Source organism: Hymenobacter profundi, assembly GCF_019334315.1.
Taxonomy (GTDB): domain Bacteria; phylum Bacteroidota; class Bacteroidia; order Cytophagales; family Hymenobacteraceae; genus Hymenobacter; species Hymenobacter profundi.
This window is the reverse complement of the sequence record NZ_JAHWGL010000055.1, coordinates 1-17,584: the sequence shown is the minus strand read 5'-3', so window position 1 is coordinate 17,584 and position 17,584 is coordinate 1. Positions and strand designations below refer to the sequence as shown.

At 58.9% G+C, this 17,584-nt stretch carries 9 protein-coding genes and 2 tRNA genes; 4 read left to right on the top strand and 7 right to left on the bottom strand.

The window, feature by feature from the left end; genetic code table 11:
• The first annotated feature begins 57 nt into the window (after positions 1-57).
• From KYK14_RS13325 to KYK14_RS13315, 3 genes are all read left to right on the top strand, one after another.
• Complete coding sequence (locus KYK14_RS13325; protein ID WP_219159457.1) at positions 58-1,068, top strand: YihY/virulence factor BrkB family protein; 1,011 nt, start codon at positions 58-60, stop codon at positions 1,066-1,068.
• A gap of 135 nt (positions 1,069-1,203) precedes the next feature.
• Positions 1,204-1,290, top strand: a tRNA-Ser gene (locus tag KYK14_RS13320).
• Between the two features lie 52 nt (positions 1,291-1,342).
• Positions 1,343-1,427: transfer RNA gene (locus KYK14_RS13315), tRNA-Ser, on the top strand.
• Between the two features lie 69 nt (positions 1,428-1,496).
• Here KYK14_RS13315 and KYK14_RS13310 read toward each other — a convergent pair.
• The 5 genes from KYK14_RS13310 to KYK14_RS13290 all read right to left on the bottom strand — a co-directional run bounded on the left by KYK14_RS13310 (position 1,497) and on the right by KYK14_RS13290 (position 11,231).
• Complete coding sequence (locus KYK14_RS13310; protein WP_219159455.1) at positions 1,497-1,934, bottom strand: hypothetical protein; 438 nt, start codon at positions 1,932-1,934, stop codon at positions 1,497-1,499.
• Between the two features lie 175 nt (positions 1,935-2,109).
• Positions 2,110-4,743 (bottom strand): MGH1-like glycoside hydrolase domain-containing protein, encoded by a 2,634-nt coding sequence (locus tag KYK14_RS13305; protein WP_219159453.1) that lies wholly within the window; start codon positions 4,741-4,743, stop codon positions 2,110-2,112.
• 109 nt (positions 4,744-4,852) lie between these two features.
• Positions 4,853-6,067 (bottom strand): efflux RND transporter periplasmic adaptor subunit, encoded by a 1,215-nt coding sequence (locus KYK14_RS13300; protein WP_219159451.1) that lies wholly within the window; start codon positions 6,065-6,067, stop codon positions 4,853-4,855.
• Between the two features lie 174 nt (positions 6,068-6,241).
• Positions 6,242-10,669, bottom strand: coding sequence for a CusA/CzcA family heavy metal efflux RND transporter (locus KYK14_RS13295; protein WP_219159449.1), 4,428 nt, complete (start codon positions 10,667-10,669; stop codon positions 6,242-6,244).
• A 154-nt stretch (positions 10,670-10,823) separates the two neighbouring features.
• The gene (locus KYK14_RS13290; protein WP_185282758.1) at positions 10,824-11,231 is read right to left on the bottom strand and encodes a hypothetical protein; all 408 of its coding nucleotides are present in this window, start codon (positions 11,229-11,231) and stop codon (positions 10,824-10,826) included.
• 190 nt (positions 11,232-11,421) lie between these two features.
• Between KYK14_RS13290 and KYK14_RS13285 the strand changes: the two genes are divergently transcribed.
• A complete protein-coding gene (locus KYK14_RS13285; RefSeq protein ID WP_219159447.1) occupies positions 11,422-12,690 on the top strand; it encodes a zinc dependent phospholipase C family protein in 1,269 nt (422 codons plus the stop codon).
• Between the two features lie 190 nt (positions 12,691-12,880).
• Here the strand turns inward: KYK14_RS13285 and KYK14_RS13280 are convergent, their stop codons facing one another.
• Together KYK14_RS13280 and KYK14_RS13275 are read right to left on the bottom strand one after the other, a co-directional pair.
• A complete protein-coding gene (locus tag KYK14_RS13280) occupies positions 12,881-14,290 on the bottom strand; it encodes a TolC family protein (protein WP_219159445.1) in 1,410 nt (469 codons plus the stop codon).
• 122 nt (positions 14,291-14,412) lie between these two features.
• Positions 14,413-17,538, bottom strand: coding sequence for an efflux RND transporter permease subunit (locus tag KYK14_RS13275; protein ID WP_208308766.1), 3,126 nt, complete (start codon positions 17,536-17,538; stop codon positions 14,413-14,415).
• Between the last annotated feature and the right edge of the window lie 46 nt (positions 17,539-17,584).

The window sequence follows — 17,584 nt, the reverse complement described above, 5'->3', positions numbered from 1 at the left end:
TTGGGCTGATCCGGGGTTACGCACAAACTCACTACTCATCATTTCACCACCTACCGCATGCGTCTACCCGTTCGCCGCTACCGCCTCTCCGACATTCGTCAGCGCCGCAGCTACCGCCGCCTGATGGTGTGGCTGAAGCGCTTGCGCTTCGCGGGGGGTAGGGCGTCGGTGTACGATGTGATGGACCGTATGATTCAGGAGTCGAAGCTAGACAGCATCACCAAGCGCGCCAGCTACATGGCGTTCAACCTGACCATTGCCATCTTCCCCACCATCATCTTCCTGTTCACGCTGATACCGTACATCCCGGTACCCAACCTGAACGTGGACATCCTGCAATTCATCGGTGACCTGATGCCGAAGGAGATGTACGCCGCCACGGCCAGCACCATCAACGACATCATCACGATTCAACATGGTGGCTTGCTGTCGTTTGGTTTTGCTACCGCGCTGGTACTCAGCTCCAACGGCATCATGGCCCTGCTCGATGCATTCGAGAAAAAGTACCCGTCGTTTAAGCGACGCACCTACGTGCGCAAGCGCGTCATTGCCACGTTGCTGACGGTGGTGCTGTCGGTGCTACTGCTGGTGGCCATCACAAGTATTTTCTTCGGTACCTATATCATCGACTGGCTGGTATTTCATGAGGTAGTGTCCGAAACTTTTACAGATCAGCTGATTACCATTGTGAAGTATGGCTCCGTTACGGGCCTTTCGCTGATGATAACCTGCCTGATTTACTACTATGTGCCGCCCGTGCACAACAAATGGCCATTTGTGTCGGCAGGGGCGGTAGTGGCCACGGTGCTGATCTTTATCGTGTCCTTCCTTTTCATTCTCTACGTCAAGATCTTCGACAGCTACAACCATTTCTACGGCTCCATCGGCACGCTTATCGGTCTGATGGTGTGGCTGGATTTCGTGTGCATGACCCTGATTCTGGGCTTTGAGGTGAACGTGAGCATTGATGCCGTGACCGGGCGACTGCGACACGGCAAGGAGGCTACCCCACCCCGCCGTCGGCTGCATTTTCCCGGTCGGTCAGATAAGGTAGTAGCGGCGGGCTAAATTATTCAGCCTCAAGAAGGAACGTTAGAGACAAGCAGCGTCACAGAAAAAAGATTGAAAAAAACGCTTGTAGCGCTTGCGTACCCTACCTCAGCCTGCTACTTTTGTCGACCCAAACCCACTCGTTTGGACCTTAGAGAGGTGGCAGAGTGGTCGAATGCGACGGATTCGAAATCCGTTATACCTGCAAGGGTATCGGGGGTTCGAATCCCCCCCTCTCTGCAAAGGCCTTTCATTGCTGCGGAAAGCGCCTTTTTTTAGCAGCAAGTAGTTTAGAGGAGTGGCAGAGTGGTCGATTGCGGCGGTCTTGAAAACCGTTGAGGGTTAAACCTCCGGGGGTTCGAATCCCTCCTCCTCTGCAAAGCAAAAGCCCCGTTTCCAGCTGGAAACGGGGCTTTTGCTTTTATGAAATGCGCGCAATCGTAGCGTTACGACAGCAGCCGGGCTTGATGTGCAATGCCAATTAGCTTGGGCGCATTCTTGAGGGTAGCTAGTACCAGTTCTTTGGTGGCTTGCTTTACCTCATCCTTGCTGATATCGTGGGCTTCTTCCCGCACAAGGTTGGTGATGGTTTGGAAGGAATGGGTAAGCACGCGTCGGCGGGGGCGTTCTGCTTTCAACTCCGTGAAAGCGACGGCAATGTGCGCCTGAATTTTCTTGCGGCGCGCATGAAACACCGACTCTTGCGTCACTTGCGGCTGAATGGCCTGAAGCAGCGTCACCAGCGGAACAAGCTTGGTAGCGGTGGCGCCTACGGCCCGATCCAAACGACGCATTGGCGCGTGCTGGGGTAGACCTTCTGGCTGGGCGGGTAATGGGGTAGGGGATGCTAGTTGCTCAGGAGGTAGCGAATCAGAAGACGCCATTGAATAGAAGGATAGAGTTTGTAGAAATCGAATATAGCACGGCCCGCGCAGGATAGATACGAGCATATGCACAACAAACTAGATTGCGACCTACTATGCGGTGTGCGCCAGGGCCAGCAGTAATAGCAAAGCCCCGTTTCTACGTAAGAAGCGGGGCTTTCTGTGGTGCGATTGATTAGAAGGTAGTGCCGGAGGCGGGTAGGCTGAGCAGCTTGGCAATTAGCCCGGTCCAGCCGGTTTGGTGGGTGGCGCCCAGGCCGTGGCCGTCGTCGCCGTGGAAGTACTCGTGGAAGAGGAGGTAGTTGCGGAAGTGCGGGTCGGTTTGCAGCAACGGGGTGTTGCCGAAGGCCGGGCGCCGACCCTGCGCATCCTGGCGGAGCAGGCCCGTGAGGCGGTCGGAGAGAGCCAGCGCCACGTCGCGGAGGTTGTAGAGCTGCCCCGAGCCGGTAGGATACTCGATAGTAAAGGAGTCACCGTAATACGCATGGAACCGTTGCAACGACTCAATAATGAGGAAGTTGATAGGAAACCAGATGGGGCCGCGCCAGTTGGAGTTACCCCCAAACATGCTGGATTCGGCCTCGCCGGGAATGTAACCTACCTCGAAATCGTCTTCCTCGGTGCTGAACACATATGGGTGCTCCAGGTGGTAGCGCGACAACGCCCGAATACCGTGGGGGGCCAGAAACTCGCTTTCGTCCAGCATACGGCGCAGCACGTGGCCCAACCGCTCGCGCCGCAGCAACGACAGCTTGTGCCGCGCGCCCCTACCCGGCTCCTGCCACCGCGACACCAGCTTGGCCAGGTGCGGCCGGTTTTCGAGCAGCCAGATGGCGCGGGCCGTAAACTCCGGCACGGTATCAAGCAACTCCTGGTCGATGACCTCCACGGCAAACAGCGGAATCAGCCCCACAATGGAGCGTACTTTCAGAATGGTGCGCTCGTCGTCGGGGGTGCGTAGTACGTCGTAGTAGAACTGGTCTTCGTCGTCCCACAGGTCGAAGCGGCCGTCGCCGCCACGGGTCATGGCGTCGGCAATGTAGAGGAAGTGCTCGAAAAACTTGCCGGCAATTTCCTGGTACACGGTGTTGGTGCCGGCCAGCTCCAGGGCTATGCGCATCAGGTTGAGGGCAAACATGGCCATCCAGCTGGTGCCGTCGCTCTGCTCGATGTGGCCGCCGGTGGGTAGGGGCGCCGAGCGGTCGAACACGCCAATGTTATCCAGCCCCAAGAAGCCGCCCTCAAAGATGTTCCGCTCACTTTTGTCCTTGCGGTTCACCCACCATGTGAAGTTGAGGGTAAGCTTGTGAAAGACAGCTTCCAAGAACTGCAGGTCGCCGTGGCCGCGCAGCTTTTTGTCCATCTGGTACACGCGCCAGGTGGCCCAGGCGTGCACGGGCGGGTTCACGTCGGAGAGGTTCCACTCGTAGGCGGGCAACTGGCCATTGGGGTGCAGGTACCAGTCTTTGGTAAGTAGGCGTAGCTGCTGCTTGGCAAACTCGGCGTCTACCATCGCCAGCGGAATGCAGTGGAACGCCGAGTCCCAGGCCGCGTACCAGGGATACTCCCACTTGTCGGGCATGGAGATGATATCGGCGTTGTAGAGGTGGCGCCAGTTGGCGTTGCGGCCCTTGCGGCGGCGCACCGACGACTTGGGACCCTTCGGCTCACCGTCGAGCCACTTCGTCACGTCGTAATAATAAAACTGCTTGCTCCAGAGCATGCCGGCAAAGGCCTGCCGCTGAATATTGCGCGAATCTTCGTCAGTCACACTTTCCTGTACGCAGTCGTAGAACTCGTCGGCTTCCTGCTGGCGCTGAGCAAACACGGCGTCAAACTCTGCAAAAGGCGATTCGTGAGCGGGCTGGCTGAGGCGGACGCGGATGGTCTGGGAGGTGCCAGCCTCTAGGCTGAGCCGGTAGTGGGCCGCGGCCTTGGTGCCTACCTTGGCTGGATTAACGGCGCTAGGGTCGCCCTCCACCACGTAGTCGTTGATGCCGTCTTTGAAGTAGCGCGTTGCCCGGGGCGGCTCTTGCAGACGGATGTAGTTGGTGTCGTTGTCACAGAACAGCAGGTCGGGCTGCCGGTCGCAGTAGAGGTGGTAGCGGCCCAGCGCCTCGTGGTCGGCTTGCACGACGCCGGGGGCGGAGGTGCGCATTTGGGGGCGGGTAGGGTTGCCCTCGCCCCAGGCCCAGGTATTGCGAAACCACAGCTGCGGCAGCACGTGCAGGCGGGCCTTACGCGGCCCCCGGTTGTGGATGGTCAGCTGAATCAGTATATCATCCGGCCCGGCTTTGGCGTATTCAATGAACACGTCGAAATAGCGGCCGTCGTCAAAAATACCCGTGTCGATCAGCTCGTACTCGGGCTGCTGGCGCGTGCGGCGCTTGTTTTTGCGCAGTAGTTTTTGGTACGGAAACGTCCGTTGCGGATACTTATAAAGCATCCGCATGTAGGAGTGGGTAGGGGTGCTGTCGAGGTAGTAATACAGCTCCTTCACGTCCTCGCCGTGGTTGCCCTCGCCATTGGTCAGGCCAAACAGGCGCTCCTTCAGAATCTCGTCGTTCTCGTTCCATAAGCCCACGCCAAAGCACAGATGCTGCTTGTCGTCGCTGATGCCGCCGAGGCCTTCCTCGCCCCAGCGGTAAGCGTAGCTGCGGGCCATGTCGTGGGTGATGTAGTCCCAGGCATTGCCATCGGGGCTGTAATCTTCGCGTACCGTACCCCACTGGCGCTCGGTGAGGTAGGGACCGAATTTCTTCCACGGAATCGTGGCAGATTCGGCCAAGCGTTGTTGTTCGTGCGTCATGCAGGGAAAGCTCGTGGGTAGGGCCAACGGTTAAGTCCGGCCCAATAGACTGTCTACCGTTACTGTCAGAAATGAATCAGGTTGCGGAGAAGCTGCAAATTAACGCGGTCTACTCGTCGTCGCCCTGGCCTTTGGTGAGTTCAGCTTGCAGGAAATAGGCGCCGCGGCGCACCAACTGGGTGGTGTCGGGTAGCTTATCGAGCAGCGTGACGGCCACGGCGCCGTGCTGAGGCTGGCTCGCCCGCAGCCGCAGTCGCCGGAAGGTGCTCCCCGCGCTGTCGGTGGCCGTGCGCACGAAGGCGTAGCTCACCTCGCCATCCTGAATAATGGCGTCTTCGGGGAGGGTGCGCTGGCGCCGTCCGCCCGTTTGGATGCGCGCTGACACGTATTGGCCGGGTAGCAGGTCGTCGCGCTCGGGCTCCAGGTGAGCGTGCACGCTCACGGTGCGGTCGTTGTCGTCGAAGGCCTTGCCTACCAGAAAGATACGGGCGGTCATGTTGTCGGGCGAGCTGCTGTTGGGAACGTTGAACAAAATGCGCTGGCCTACCTTCACGCGGGCAATGTCTTTCTCGAACACCTTCAGCTCCAGGTGCAAATCGGAGCGGTCTACTACCTCCACCAGCACATCCTGCGGCCCCACATATTGGCCGGGGTTGATGTTGACGGCGCGCACAAACCCACCCACCGGCGCCGTAAGCGGCACGGTAGGGGCGATATGGCCGCCATCGAGCCGCGCTACCGACAGGCCCAGCATCCGCACTTGGGCGGCCAGAGCGCGCAGAGCGGCTTGCTCGGTTTGGTAGTCGGCCTGGGCTTGTTGCAACTTGCGTTTGGCGCCTACGTCCTCGGCATCGAGTACCTGTTGGCGGTCTAGCTCCTGTTGCAAAAAGCGCAGGCGGGCGCGGCTTTGCAGGTAGTTTTGTTGCAGTTGCAGGTAGTCGGGGTGGCGTAGCACGGCCACGGTGCCGCCGCGCTTGATGAACTGGCCCGGCAGCACGTTCACCGTTTGCACATAGCCCCCCATCACCGCCGAAATAGACGCCATGTTCTGGGGCGGCACGTCGATGAGGCCATTGGCCAGCACATCGGTAGTCATTTCCTGGTGGTCAAACGTGCCAATTTCGATACCCGCGGCTTGTGCTTGGGTAGGGGAGAGGGTCAGCTGATTGGGTGAGGTAGGCTTCTCCACGGCCGCGGCTTCGGAAGCTTCTTTTGTTTCGGCGGGGGTAGAGTTGCAGGAGGCTGTTACGAACCAGGCGAATAGTAGGAGAAGTAAACGGGCGGACCCCACCCCCCGGCCCCACACTCGCTTGATGCGCGACATCCTCCGGGAGAGGGGGAGCCTGACGGTAACAAAGAATTGTTCATCCCTAATGGAACATTCCCTCTCAGCTCCCCCTCTCCCGGAGGGGAGGGGGTTGGGGGGTGGGGTCACGGGCGTTGCGTTACACAGCGAGAAAAGCATATATCGAAGTCGTTGAAATCAAAAAAAGAAAACCTATTCCTCCGTGCCCGTGAGGGCCTGGATCTGGAATAGCAATTGGTTGTAGCGGCTCACCTGGTCGAGGTAGGCCTGCTGGATTTGCCAGGCGGGCTCCGTGTTTACCACGTAGGTCACGTATTCCACGTCGCCGGCGCGGAAGATTTTTTCGGCCGTGCTTAGTACCAGGCGTGCCTGGGGTAGGGCTACGGTTTCGTAATAAGTGAGGGACGCGCGGGCGCGGGCCAGCTGCTGCCGCAGGGTGCGCAATTGACTGTTGAGCTGCACGGTGTAATAGTTGAGTTGATTGGTGGCGTACTGCTCGCCCAGCCGGGCCGCCGCAATGCGCGCCTTTTGCACCCCGCCCAGCAGCGGCACCGCCACGCCCGCCTGCGCCACCTGGTAGCCACCTACTCGACTGATACTCTGGTTGAAATAGCCCACCCGCAAATCAGGCAGGCGGCGCAGTTTTTCCACTTTGGTTTGCTGTGCGCTGATGGTCACCTCCTGCCGCAGCAGCCCCAGGGTAGGGTTGGCATCGGGCGAAAGCGCGGCCGTATCGGCGGGGCTGATGCTGGCTACCACGCTGGCCATCGTATCCACGTCGACGGGGGCAGGGTAGCCCAGCAGCACGCCCAATTGCTGGCGCTGCACCTGCACATCGGTGAGCAAGGTGAGTAGCTGGTTTTGCAGTTCCAGCATCCGGGCCTCGGCGGCTACCTGCTCCAGGCGGTTGGTTTCGCCTACCTGGTAGCGAATGCGGGCGGCGTAGGCAGCGCGGCGGTAGAGGCTATCCTGGCGGCGCAACAATTGTACACGGTGGTAGGCAATCAGCAGGTTGTAGTAGTCGGTGCGGATGACGCGGGTTAGCTCGCGGCGCTGGGTGCGGGCGCGCTGCTCGGCAGCGCCGGTCTGGTTTTCCAGCAGGCGCTTTTGGGCCGCGTAGAGGGTAGGGAAAGCCGCCTGCTGAATAATATTGAAACTCTGATCAGTAGCAGCATCCGAAATCTGCCCGCGCTGGTAGTCCAGCACCGTGCGCGGCACGTCGTAGCCCGAGCGGTTCAGGGCCTGCTGCCGGCGCACGTCCAGCGCCGCCGACTGCACCAACAGGCTCTGTCCCAACCCCGCCTGCAACGCCTGCCCCACCGAGAGCGGCCCGGTGGGCGGTGCGATGGTAGTACTTTGCCCGGCTGTGCTACCTAATGTGTTCTGGGCCGTGGCCGCGTGGGGTAGGAGGAGGCTTATTGTCAGCAGTAGTATCAGCAACGGGCTCACCCCACCCCCCAGCCCCCTCCCCTCCGGGAGAGGGGAGGGGGCTGGGGGGTGGGGTATGACAGTGGGGCTAGGCTCGCCATCCTTGGTGAAATAGGTATAGAGCACAGGCAAAACCACCAGCGTGAGCAGCGTAGCTGAAATCAAACCACCAATAACTACTGTAGCCAACGGTTTCTGCACCTCCGCGCCGGCTGAGGTAGACAAGGCCATCGGTAGGAAGCCCAGCGAGGCCACCGCGGCCGTGAGCAGCACCGGCCGGAAACGCTCGGAGGTAGCCCGCAAGGCCCGTTCGCGTACGTCGCGCACGCCTTCGGCTGCTAGCTCATTCAAGCTGGCTACCAGCACGATGCCGTTCAATACGGCCACGCCAAACAGCGCAATAAACCCTACCCCCGCCGAGATACTAAACGGCATACCACGCATCCACAGTGCCAGTACGCCGCCAATGGCCGCCAGCGGAATTCCCGTGAAAATGAGGGCCGCCTGCTTCACAGAGCTGAAGGATAGATAGAGCAAGGTGAATATGAGCAGCAGCGACACAGGCACGGCAATAGTGAGGCGGGCCTTGGCTCGCTGCAAATTCTCGAACTCGCCGCCGTACACCACCGAGTAGCCAGTAGGCAGCTTCACGCCTTGCGTCAGCTTCTGCTGAATTTCCTCCACCAGGCTCTGAATGTCACGGTTGCGCACATTTACGCCGATGTTGATGCGGCGCTGGGCGTCGTCGCGGGAGATTTGGGTGGGAGCGTTGCGGTACTGTACCTGGGCCACTTCTTCCAGCGGAATCTTTTGGCCATCGGGCAAATCCACGTAGAGGCGGCGCAGGTCGGCGAGGCTGGTGCGCCGGGCCGAGTCGAGGCGCACGACTAGGTCGTAGCGGCGTTCCTTTTCGTAGACCTGCCCGGCCATATCGCCCGCGAAGGAAGCGCGCAGCAGTGTGTTCAGGTCTTCCACGCGCAGGCCGTAGCGGGCCATCTTGGCGCGGTTGTAGGTCACGCGCATTTGGGGTAGGCCCACAATCTGCTCCACTTTCAAGTCGCCTACCCCCGCCAGGGGCCGAATGAGAGCAGCGGCCTGGTTGGCCTTTTCGTACAAAACCTCCAGGTCGTCGCCATAAATCTTGATGCTGATATCTGACTTCACGCCCGAAATCAGCTCATTGAAACGCATCTGAATAGGCTGCTGAAACTCCAGGTTGATGCCTGGAATGCCGGCCAACGCCTTCTGCATCTTCTCTGCCAGCTCCTCCCGCGAGTGGGCCGAGGTCCACTCGTCCTGCGCTTTTAGAATCACCATCTGGTCGGAATCTTCCAGCGACATGGGGTCGGTAGGGATTTCCGACGTGCCGATTTTGCCCACAATCTGCTGGATTTCGGGGAATTCACGCAGCAGCACTTTCTGCACTTTGGTGGTCGTTTTGATGCTCTGGTCGAGCGATGAGCCGGGGGCCAGGGTCACGTTCACGGCAAAGTCGCCCTCGTCGAGCTGCGGAATAAACTCACCGCCCATTTGCAGGAAGATAACCACAGCGCCTACCAGCAAGGCCACCGCTGCCCCCACAATGATGGGGCGAATACGCAGCGCCCCCCGCATGATGGGGTCGTAGCCGCGGTGCAGGGTCCGCATGATGCGGTCGGCCAGCGTACCCTCTTCCTTGATATCCTTGCGCAACGCCCACGCGGCCACAGCCGGCACGTAGGTGAGGCACAGAATCATGGCCCCGATGATGGCAAAGCTCACCGTGAGAGCCATCGGGCGGAACATCTTGCCCTCTACCCCAGTCAAAGACAGGATAGGGAAATACACAATCAAAATGATGAGCTGGCCGAACAAGGCCGAGCGCATGAGGCGCGTGGCGGCAGTCTGCGCCACTTGGTCCATGGTTTCGTTTTCGGCCCGCTGGCGCTCGTGCACGAGGTGGAAAATCATGGCCTCCACGATAATCACAGCCCCATCCACAATCAGCCCGAAGTCCAGCGCGCCCAGGCTCATCAGGTTGGCCGACACGCCAAACACCTTCATCATGGCTAGGGCAAACAGCATGCACAAGGGAATCATGGCGGCTACCACCAGGCCGGCGCGCAGGTTGCCCAGCAGTACCAGCAACACAATGACCACAATGACGCCGCCTTCCAGCAGGTTTTTGCTGACCGTGTGAATGGCTTTGTCGATGAGCTTGGTGCGGTCGAGGAAGGGAAGCACGCGCACGCCGGGAGGTAGGGCTTTCTCAATCTGCGCCACCCGCGTTTTTACGTTTTTGATGGTGGCTTCGGAGCTGGCGCCCTTCAGCATCAACACAATGCCGCCCACGGCCTCGCCCTGGCCGTTGCGCGTCATGGCGCCGTAGCGTACGGCGTGGCCAAACTGCACGGTGGTTACGTCGCCCACCAGCAGGGGCACGCTGCCTACCTGCTTCACCACAATCTGCCGGATGTCGTCCAGGGATTCTACCCTACCCTCGCCCCGAATGAAGTAGGCGTTGGGGCCGCGCTCCAGGTAGCTGCCGCCGGTGTTGCTGTTGCCGGTTTGCAGGGCCTGCATCAGTTCGGGCAGACTCACGCCGGCCGAGGCCAGCCGTTCGGGGTTCACGCTCACCTCGTACTGACGCACATAGCCGCCAAAGCTGCTCACGTCTACCACGCCCGGCGTGCCGGCGAGCTGGCGCTTCACAATCCAGTCTTGCATATCGCGCAGTGCCGAGAGGGAATACTGGTCCTTGTACTTGGGGTCGACTTGCAGAGAATACTGGAAAATCTCGCCCAGGCCGGTGGTGATGGGGGCCATGGTGGGCGTGCCCAGCCCCGCGCCCAAGTCGGCCTGGGCCGTGGTGAGCTTCTCGGCTACCAGCTGGCGCGTGAGGTAGGTGTCGACGTCTTCTTCAAACACCACTGTAATCACCGACAGCCCAAAGCGCGAGATGGAGCGGATTTCGCGCACGTTGGGAATGGTGCGCAGCTGCAACTCCAGCGGAATCGTGAGCAGCTGCTCCACCTCCTGCGCTGCCAGCGCCGGCGATTGGGTGATGACCTGTACTTGGTTGTTGGTGACGTCGGGGATGGCATCCAGCGGCAAGGTAGTGGCCGCATAGCCGCCCCAGGCCACCAAGGCGAGGAGCATCAGGGCTACAAGTAGCTTGTTCCGGATGCTCAGGGCAATGATGTTGGAGAGCATGAGCAGGTAGGCAAAGCAGTGCTTCGCCAAGATATACGTACTACCCCGGCGCGCTTACCGCATACGGCAGGCGCGGCCACAAGTAGCCAGGTTGGTTTGGTGAAAGAAAGGGGGTAGGGGATGTACGGGCGGCTTGCAGCCGCCCCTACCTAATTTACGCCCGGGGTGGCTGCAACAGTGCCCGGCTGAAGCTGAACGTGTAGGATGTGCCCTGGCTGACGCGGTGGGCCGGGGCGGGCCAATGCATACGCAAAGGTACTACCACTGGCCGGGCGGGTAGCACGTAGGCCGCCATCACACAGTCGTGGTGGCTGTGCAGGGGTAGCTTCTGGTGTTCGATGTTGTGCTGGGCCGAGTGCGCGCGCAGGTAATGCGTGGTGTTGGGGCTGTAGTGCAGCACCAAAAACTCGCTCAACGACAAGCCGCCGCCCGCCGTAGTGCGGTGGTATTGGTAGTGGTCCAGCAGCTCGGGCAGCTTGGTCAACTCCGACAAATCATTCTGCGGAATCAGGCTGCCCATGAGCATCAGCAACGCCAGAAAGAAAGCCAGCACGGGTTTCATGCGGGCAAAGGTACGGTACAAAGTGTGTTTCCGCAGAAAGTGAGTTTGTCCGATGTGCGTGAGAGTAGGGGCTGCTGATAAGTAGGCTAGGAAGCTGGGCACTAAATTGAGTGGGCGCTGCCAACTTCAGTGCAACTTTTGCGTACGCGAAATCTACCCTATAGCTAATTGCTCTTGGGAAACTGCTACTATGCCGAAATTCCTCTTGCTGAGCAGTGCATTGCTGCTTTTGTTGCTATGCAGGCCGCAGTCGGCTACTGCGTATTCAGTACTCACACACCAGGCCAACGTCGATTCGGCTTGGCGGCGATGTCTGGTGCCCTTGCTGGCCAAGCGCTACCCCGGCGCTACCCCCGAGGAGTGGAAATCGGCCAAGGCCTACGCCTATGGCGGGTCCATTATTCAGGATATGGGCTACTACCCGTTCGGCTCTGAGCTGTTTACCAACCTGGCGCACTACGTCCGTAGCGGCGACTTCGTGCAAAACATGCTCAACGAAGCCCACGACCGAAACGAGTACGCTTTTGCTCTGGGTGCGCTGGCCCACTACGTGGCCGATATCAAAGGTCACTCCGAAGGCACCAACCGCGCCATGCCCTCGGTATATCCTAAGTTAGCGGCCGAGTTTGGCAACTACATCACCTACGAGCAGGCGCCCATTCAACACACACAGCTGGAGTTTGCCTTCGATGTGGTGCAGCTGGCTGCCGGCCGCTACCGCTCCGATAAATACCATGATTTTATTGGTTTTCAGGTAGATAAAGACCTGCTGGAACGGGCTTTTCAGAAAACTTACGGTCTGGAACTGGGCCAGATTGTGTTCAACGTGGACCTGAGCGTGAGTGCCTACCGCTTCTCCGTGATGCAGCTGATTCCGACGGCTTCGCGGGCGGCCTGGCACGCCGAGCGTAAGAACATCAAGAAGCTGGACAAGCGCGCTCGTCGTCGCGACTATGTGTACCACGTGAGTGAGCGTAAATACCGCCGCGAGTTTGGCACCGCCGATTTCGACAAGCCGGGTTTTGGGGCTAAAGTCTTGTCGAAGGTCATTCAGGTGCTACCCAAAATTGGTCCGCTACGGCCGTTTGCCTTCAAGCTGCCTACCCCCGAAGCCCAGAAGTTTTTCAAGGAAAGCTTTCAGGAAGTGATGGAGGATTACTGCAAGGTGCTGGCCCGCACGAAAACCCTGGCCGCCGGAGAAGCCCCTGAACTCCCCAACTACGACTTCGACACCGGCCATGCCACCAAGCTAGGCGAGTACCCGCTGGCCGATGAAACCTACGGCGAGCTAATCCGCAAGCTGCACGACAAGAAGTTCGAAGGCATGACCCCCGAATTGCGCCAAAGCATCCTGGCATTCTTCTCCAACACCCCACCCCAAAAGCCTGCCGACGACGACGAAAAGGAGAAAATCGAAAAGACCAAAGCTGCTTTGGCTGATTTGCGGGCGATGAAGTAGAAGGTATAGCGGTATAGAGGGTAGGAAAGTATGGAAATAGAGAGGTAGTGTCCTCCTGAGCGCAGCGAAGGACCTTCTCACGCCAGAACGATGGTCATAACAACGACTCGTTCTGGCGTGAGAAGGTCCTTCGCTGCGCTCAGGAGGACATACTTTTATTTTTCTACCCTTCCTACCCCTATACCCTTCCTTACTGCTCCTGTACCAAGCCGCTACTCAAACGGCGAAGAGCAGTTTCGGCTTGTTTGGCGTCGTAGCGGATGTCGAGGAGGCGTACTTCGGCGGCGAGCTGGGTGTTTTGGGCCACGCGGAGGTCCAGGGGGGTGAGCAGGCCCAGGCGGTAGCGCTCCAGGGCAATGGCCACGTTTTGACGGGCTAGCTTAATGTTGTCTTCCTCTAATTGCAATAGCTGCAAGCGATTTTGGTAGCGCACGTAGGCCTGCTCCAATTCGGCATCCAACTGAAGTTGCGTCTGGTTTAGTTGAAGCTTGGTTTGCAGTTCCGTCACGCGGGCATTCTGCTCCAAGCGTGTACGGTTGAAACCGTCGAAAATCGGGATGGAGGCCTGCACGCCGTAGCTCGGCCCATACACACGGCTGACGTTGGAGCCCAGAAAGCTACCGTCGGGGGTGTTGATGAAGATGGCGTTGTTGATGTTGCGCGTGAGGCCATAGGTACCCGTGAGGGCCAGGGTAGGGTAGCGGCTGGCCCGAATCAGGCGGCGGTCATACGTGGCTACGTCGGTGTTCAGTTGGGCTTGTTGCAAGCGCGGGTTGCGCTGGCGCACGGCCTGGGCAATGGCATCGTGGTTGAGGCCGCGGGTTATCACAATAGAATCTGTGGGTTGAAAATCAACGTTGGGCGCCCGGCTGAGTAGGTTGTTCAGATTAATCTTAGACGTAGCCAGCAATTCCTGTTGCTGAATGAGCAGGGAGCGGTCGGCGTTGAAATCCACCTGCGCCGTGAGCAGGTTTACCTTGGCCGTGAGGCCCACATCTACCTGCGCCTGGGTCAAATCAATACGCGCCTGCCCGATATTCAACGCCTCTTCCAACGACTTAATCTTGCCCGATTCGCGCACCACGGCGTAGTAGGCGTCGGTGATGTCGGCAATGGTTTGCTCCACCGTGTTGCGCGTTACTTCGCGCTGAAACTGCTCTAGTGTGCGCAGGCGGTCCAGGGCAATGAACATCCCAAGGCCATCAAAAATCGTCCAGTTCAGGTTGGCGTTGGCGGCCAGCGCATTGGCTTTGCCGCCGCGTACCACGCGCGGGTCATTGTTGTTGAGTTGCTGGCGGGAGTTGTTGATGTTGAACGTGCGCAGGGCGTTGCCGCTTACCACCGGCAACTGGCCCGCATTGCCGCGTGTTACGTTGTTGCTGGCAATTTCCTCGTCGCGCCGCGATATCAAGATGCCGTAGTTGCTTTGCAAGCCCATGCGTAGGGCTTCTTCCAGGGAAAGCGGCGGGGCGGGTACTACGGTAGCTGGTTTTTCGGTCTGCGGTTTGGCTTCCGGTTTAGGCAGTTGCTGCGCCACCGCTGCGCCAGTCAACAGGAAACAGGAGGTAAGGGAAAAGCAGAAACGGGTAACAGAAAACATGCGGGGCAGACTAGGCAAAAGGGAGGGAAAGAAGATCAGCAGCACGTCATTCCAAGTATTCTGAAAATCAAGCAGAATAGTCGAAATGACGTTTTTTAAACTCTTATCATGCAATACCAAATCTACGCCGGTTGCAACTCGCGCTGCTCCGTGGGAAGTGGCTGTTCTTCCGAAGTGTCGGCTCCTGAAACGGGCTTGTGCTTTTTCGCCGTGGCAAAGTAGGAGTACATCACCGGCACCACATACAGCGTGAGAATGGTAGCAAACAGCAAACCGCCTACTACCCCAATGCCCATGGCCCGACGGCTGAACGCGCCCGCGCCCGTAGCCACGGCAATGGGTAGGATACCCAGCACCGCGCAAAGCGATGTCATTAGAATAGGGCGGAAGCGGGCCGTAGCACCTTCAATCAGGCCCGTCATGTAGTCGAGGCCGTGCTCCACGCGCTGGTTGGCAAACTCCACAATCAGGATACCGTTTTTCGTGACCAGTCCTACCAGCATGATAATACCGATCTGCGAGAACAGGTTGAGCGTCTGGTTGAAATACCACAAGCTCAGCAACGCGCCCGCCAACGCCAGCGGCACCGTAATCATAATAATGCCAGGGTCGCGGAAGCTCTCAAACTGCGCAGCCAGAATCAGGTAAATCAATACCAGCGCCAGTCCGAAGGCAAATAACAACGACGAGGAGCTTTCCTCGAAATCGCGGGAAGCGCCCGACAGAGCTGTACTGAAGGAGTCGTCCAGCGTTTTGTCGGCAATGCGGCGCATGGCGGCAATGCCGTCGCCCAGGGTTTGGTTGGGGCTGAGGGCCGCCGATATCGTGGCGGCATTATAGCGGTTGAAACGGTAGAGCTGGGGCGGCGTGCTCTGCTCTTCCAGCCGAATCACGTTGTCGAGCTGGATGAGCTTGCCCTCGCGGTTTTTCACGTAGAGCGTGCGCACGTCCAGCGGCTGGTTGCGGTCTTCACGGGTCACCTGCCCAATAATCTGGTACTGCTTGCTGTCTTTGATGAAGTAGCCGTAGCGCGCTCCGCTAAGACCGGCCTGCAACGTCTGCGAAATATCCTGCACCGACACGCCCAGACTCTGCGCCTTTTCGCGGTCGATAATCACGCGCAGTTCCGGCTTGCTGAACTTCAAATCCACATCTACGAAGCTGAAGGTAGGGTCCTGCCGGGCGGCTTCCAGAAACTTCGGCACAGCCCCGCGCAGTTTCTCAAAATCCTGAGTTTGCAGCACAAACCGCACAGGCAGGCCGCCGCCGCTGTTGCCAATACTTTGGTCCTGCGACACGGAGGTGCGGCCCAGCGTCAACTGCTTTACGCTGTTCGTCAGTTTATCCGCTAGCTGCTGCTGGGTCGCGGTTCGGTTCTCGGCGTTTATCAGCTGAATACGAGCGATGCCCGTGTTCACGACGCCCGCGCCGCCGCCACCGCCGGGGGCAGTCACCGTCAACACGTTATCCAGGTTTTCGGCACCCACCGAGTCCACAATGATTTTGGTGAGCTGATCCATGTACGTGGTCATGTACTCAAACGAGGCCCCTTCTGGCCCGGTGGCATTGATGCTGATGCGGTTGCGGTCTTCAAGCGGCGCCAACTCGGAGGGTAGGGCACCCATAAAAAACCAGATGCCTACTCCCGTGCCTGCTACAATCAGCCAGGCCCAATAGCGGTTGCGCAAAAAAGCTTCCAGGCTGTGGCGGTAGCCGGTGGTCAGGCGCTCAAAGAAAGGCTCCGTTTTGCGATAAAACCAGTTGTGACTTTCCTGCCGCTTCAAAATCTGCGAGCACATCATGGGCGTGAGTGTCAGCGACACAAAGGCTGATATCAGCACCGAGCCTGCCAGCACAATCCCAAACTCACGAAACAAGCGACCCGTGATGCCTTCCAGGAAAATAACGGGTAGGAACACCGCCGCCAGCACCACCGTGGTCGAAACCACGGCCATCAGAATCTCTTCTGAGCCCTTAATGGCAGCCTCCCGCGGCTCGTCGCCGGCCTCAATGCGGGAGTAGATATTCTCCAGTACCACAATAGCATCGTCTACTACCAAGCTAATAGCCAATACGATAGCCAGTAGGGTAAGGACGTTGATAGAGAAATTCAGCAGGTACATGACGAAGAAAATGCCTACCAGCGACACCGGAATAGCTACTACCGGAATGATGGTAGAGCGCCAGTCGCGCAGGAACAGGAAAATCACCACGACCACCAGGACAAAGGCCTCAATAATGGTGTGCTCTACCTCGCCAATAGAAGCCCGGATAAAGACTGAGTTGTCGAAGCCAGTGCTCAGATTCAAGTCTTCGGGTAGGTCTTTTTTGTACTGCTCGATGCGCTTATTGAACTCGTTGGCAATTTCAATCTGGTTGGAGCCCGGCTGCGGCACAGCGTTGATGCCCACCATCGGGAAGCCGTTGCGTGCCAGCGACGACTGGTCGTTTTCGGGGTACAGCTCGGCCGTACCCACATCCGAAAGCCGCACCAACGCAGCCGGGTCGTTGCGCAGAATCAGGTTATTAAAATCTTTTACGGAGTAGAGGCGTCCCATCGTGCGGAGCGTCAATTGGGTAGCTTCGCCCTGCACGGCGCCACCGGGTAGCTCCACGTTCTCACGGCGCAAAGCGGCCTGCACATCTACCGGCGAAACGCCTAGCGCAGCCATCTTCACGGGGTCCAGCCACAGGCGCATGGAATATTTCCGCTCGCCCCACACCCGCACCTCACTCACGCCAGGAATGGTTTGCAGACGTTCGCGCAGCACGTTGTTAGCATAGTCGGTCAGCTCCAAGAGGCTCCGCTTGTTGCTGCTGAGGTACACCAGCACAATGGGTTGCGAGTCGGCGTTGGCCTTGCTCACGGTGGGCGGGTCTACGTCGTCGGGTAGGCGCCGCTGGGCCGCCGATACCTTGTCGCGCACGTCGTTGGCGGCGGCTTCCAGGTTGGCGTCCAGGTCAAACTCCACGCTGATTTGCGAGCGGCCGTCGCGGGAGGTAGACGTTAGGTTGCGGATACCTGCAATACCGTTGATGCCCTCCTCCAGCGGTTCCGTAATCTGTGACTGAATCACGTCGGCCGACGCGCCGGTGTAAGTGGTCGATACCGAGATAAACGGCGGATCGACGCTCGGGTATTCCCGAATGCTGAGGTAGCGAAACCCGATGACGCCGAAAATCACGATGAGCAAGCTCATCACAATGGCTAAAACCGGGCGGTTGATGCTGGTGGAAGAAAGACTCATGGGTGGAGGAAAGTAGGAAGGACGAGAACTCCCCTCCTCAGCTGAG

Excerpts from the sequence above, each read along its gene's own strand:
- KYK14_RS13300 (WP_219159451.1), bottom strand. The coding sequence starts at position 6,067 with ATGTCGCGCATCAAGCGAGTGTGGGGCCGGGGGGTGGGGTCCGCCCGT.
- KYK14_RS13325 (WP_219159457.1), top strand. The coding sequence starts at position 58 with ATGCGTCTACCCGTTCGCCGCTACCGCCTCTCCGACATTCGTCAGCGC.
- KYK14_RS13290 (WP_185282758.1), bottom strand. The coding sequence starts at position 11,231 with ATGAAACCCGTGCTGGCTTTCTTTCTGGCGTTGCTGATGCTCATGGGC.
- KYK14_RS13280 (WP_219159445.1), bottom strand. The coding sequence starts at position 14,290 with ATGTTTTCTGTTACCCGTTTCTGCTTTTCCCTTACCTCCTGTTTCCTG.
- KYK14_RS13295 (WP_219159449.1), bottom strand. The coding sequence starts at position 10,669 with ATGCTCTCCAACATCATTGCCCTGAGCATCCGGAACAAGCTACTTGTA.
- KYK14_RS13285 (WP_219159447.1), top strand. The coding sequence starts at position 11,422 with ATGCCGAAATTCCTCTTGCTGAGCAGTGCATTGCTGCTTTTGTTGCTA.
- KYK14_RS13305 (WP_219159453.1), bottom strand. The coding sequence starts at position 4,743 with ATGACGCACGAACAACAACGCTTGGCCGAATCTGCCACGATTCCGTGG.
- KYK14_RS13310 (WP_219159455.1), bottom strand. The coding sequence starts at position 1,934 with ATGGCGTCTTCTGATTCGCTACCTCCTGAGCAACTAGCATCCCCTACC.
- KYK14_RS13275 (WP_208308766.1), bottom strand. The coding sequence starts at position 17,538 with ATGAGTCTTTCTTCCACCAGCATCAACCGCCCGGTTTTAGCCATTGTG.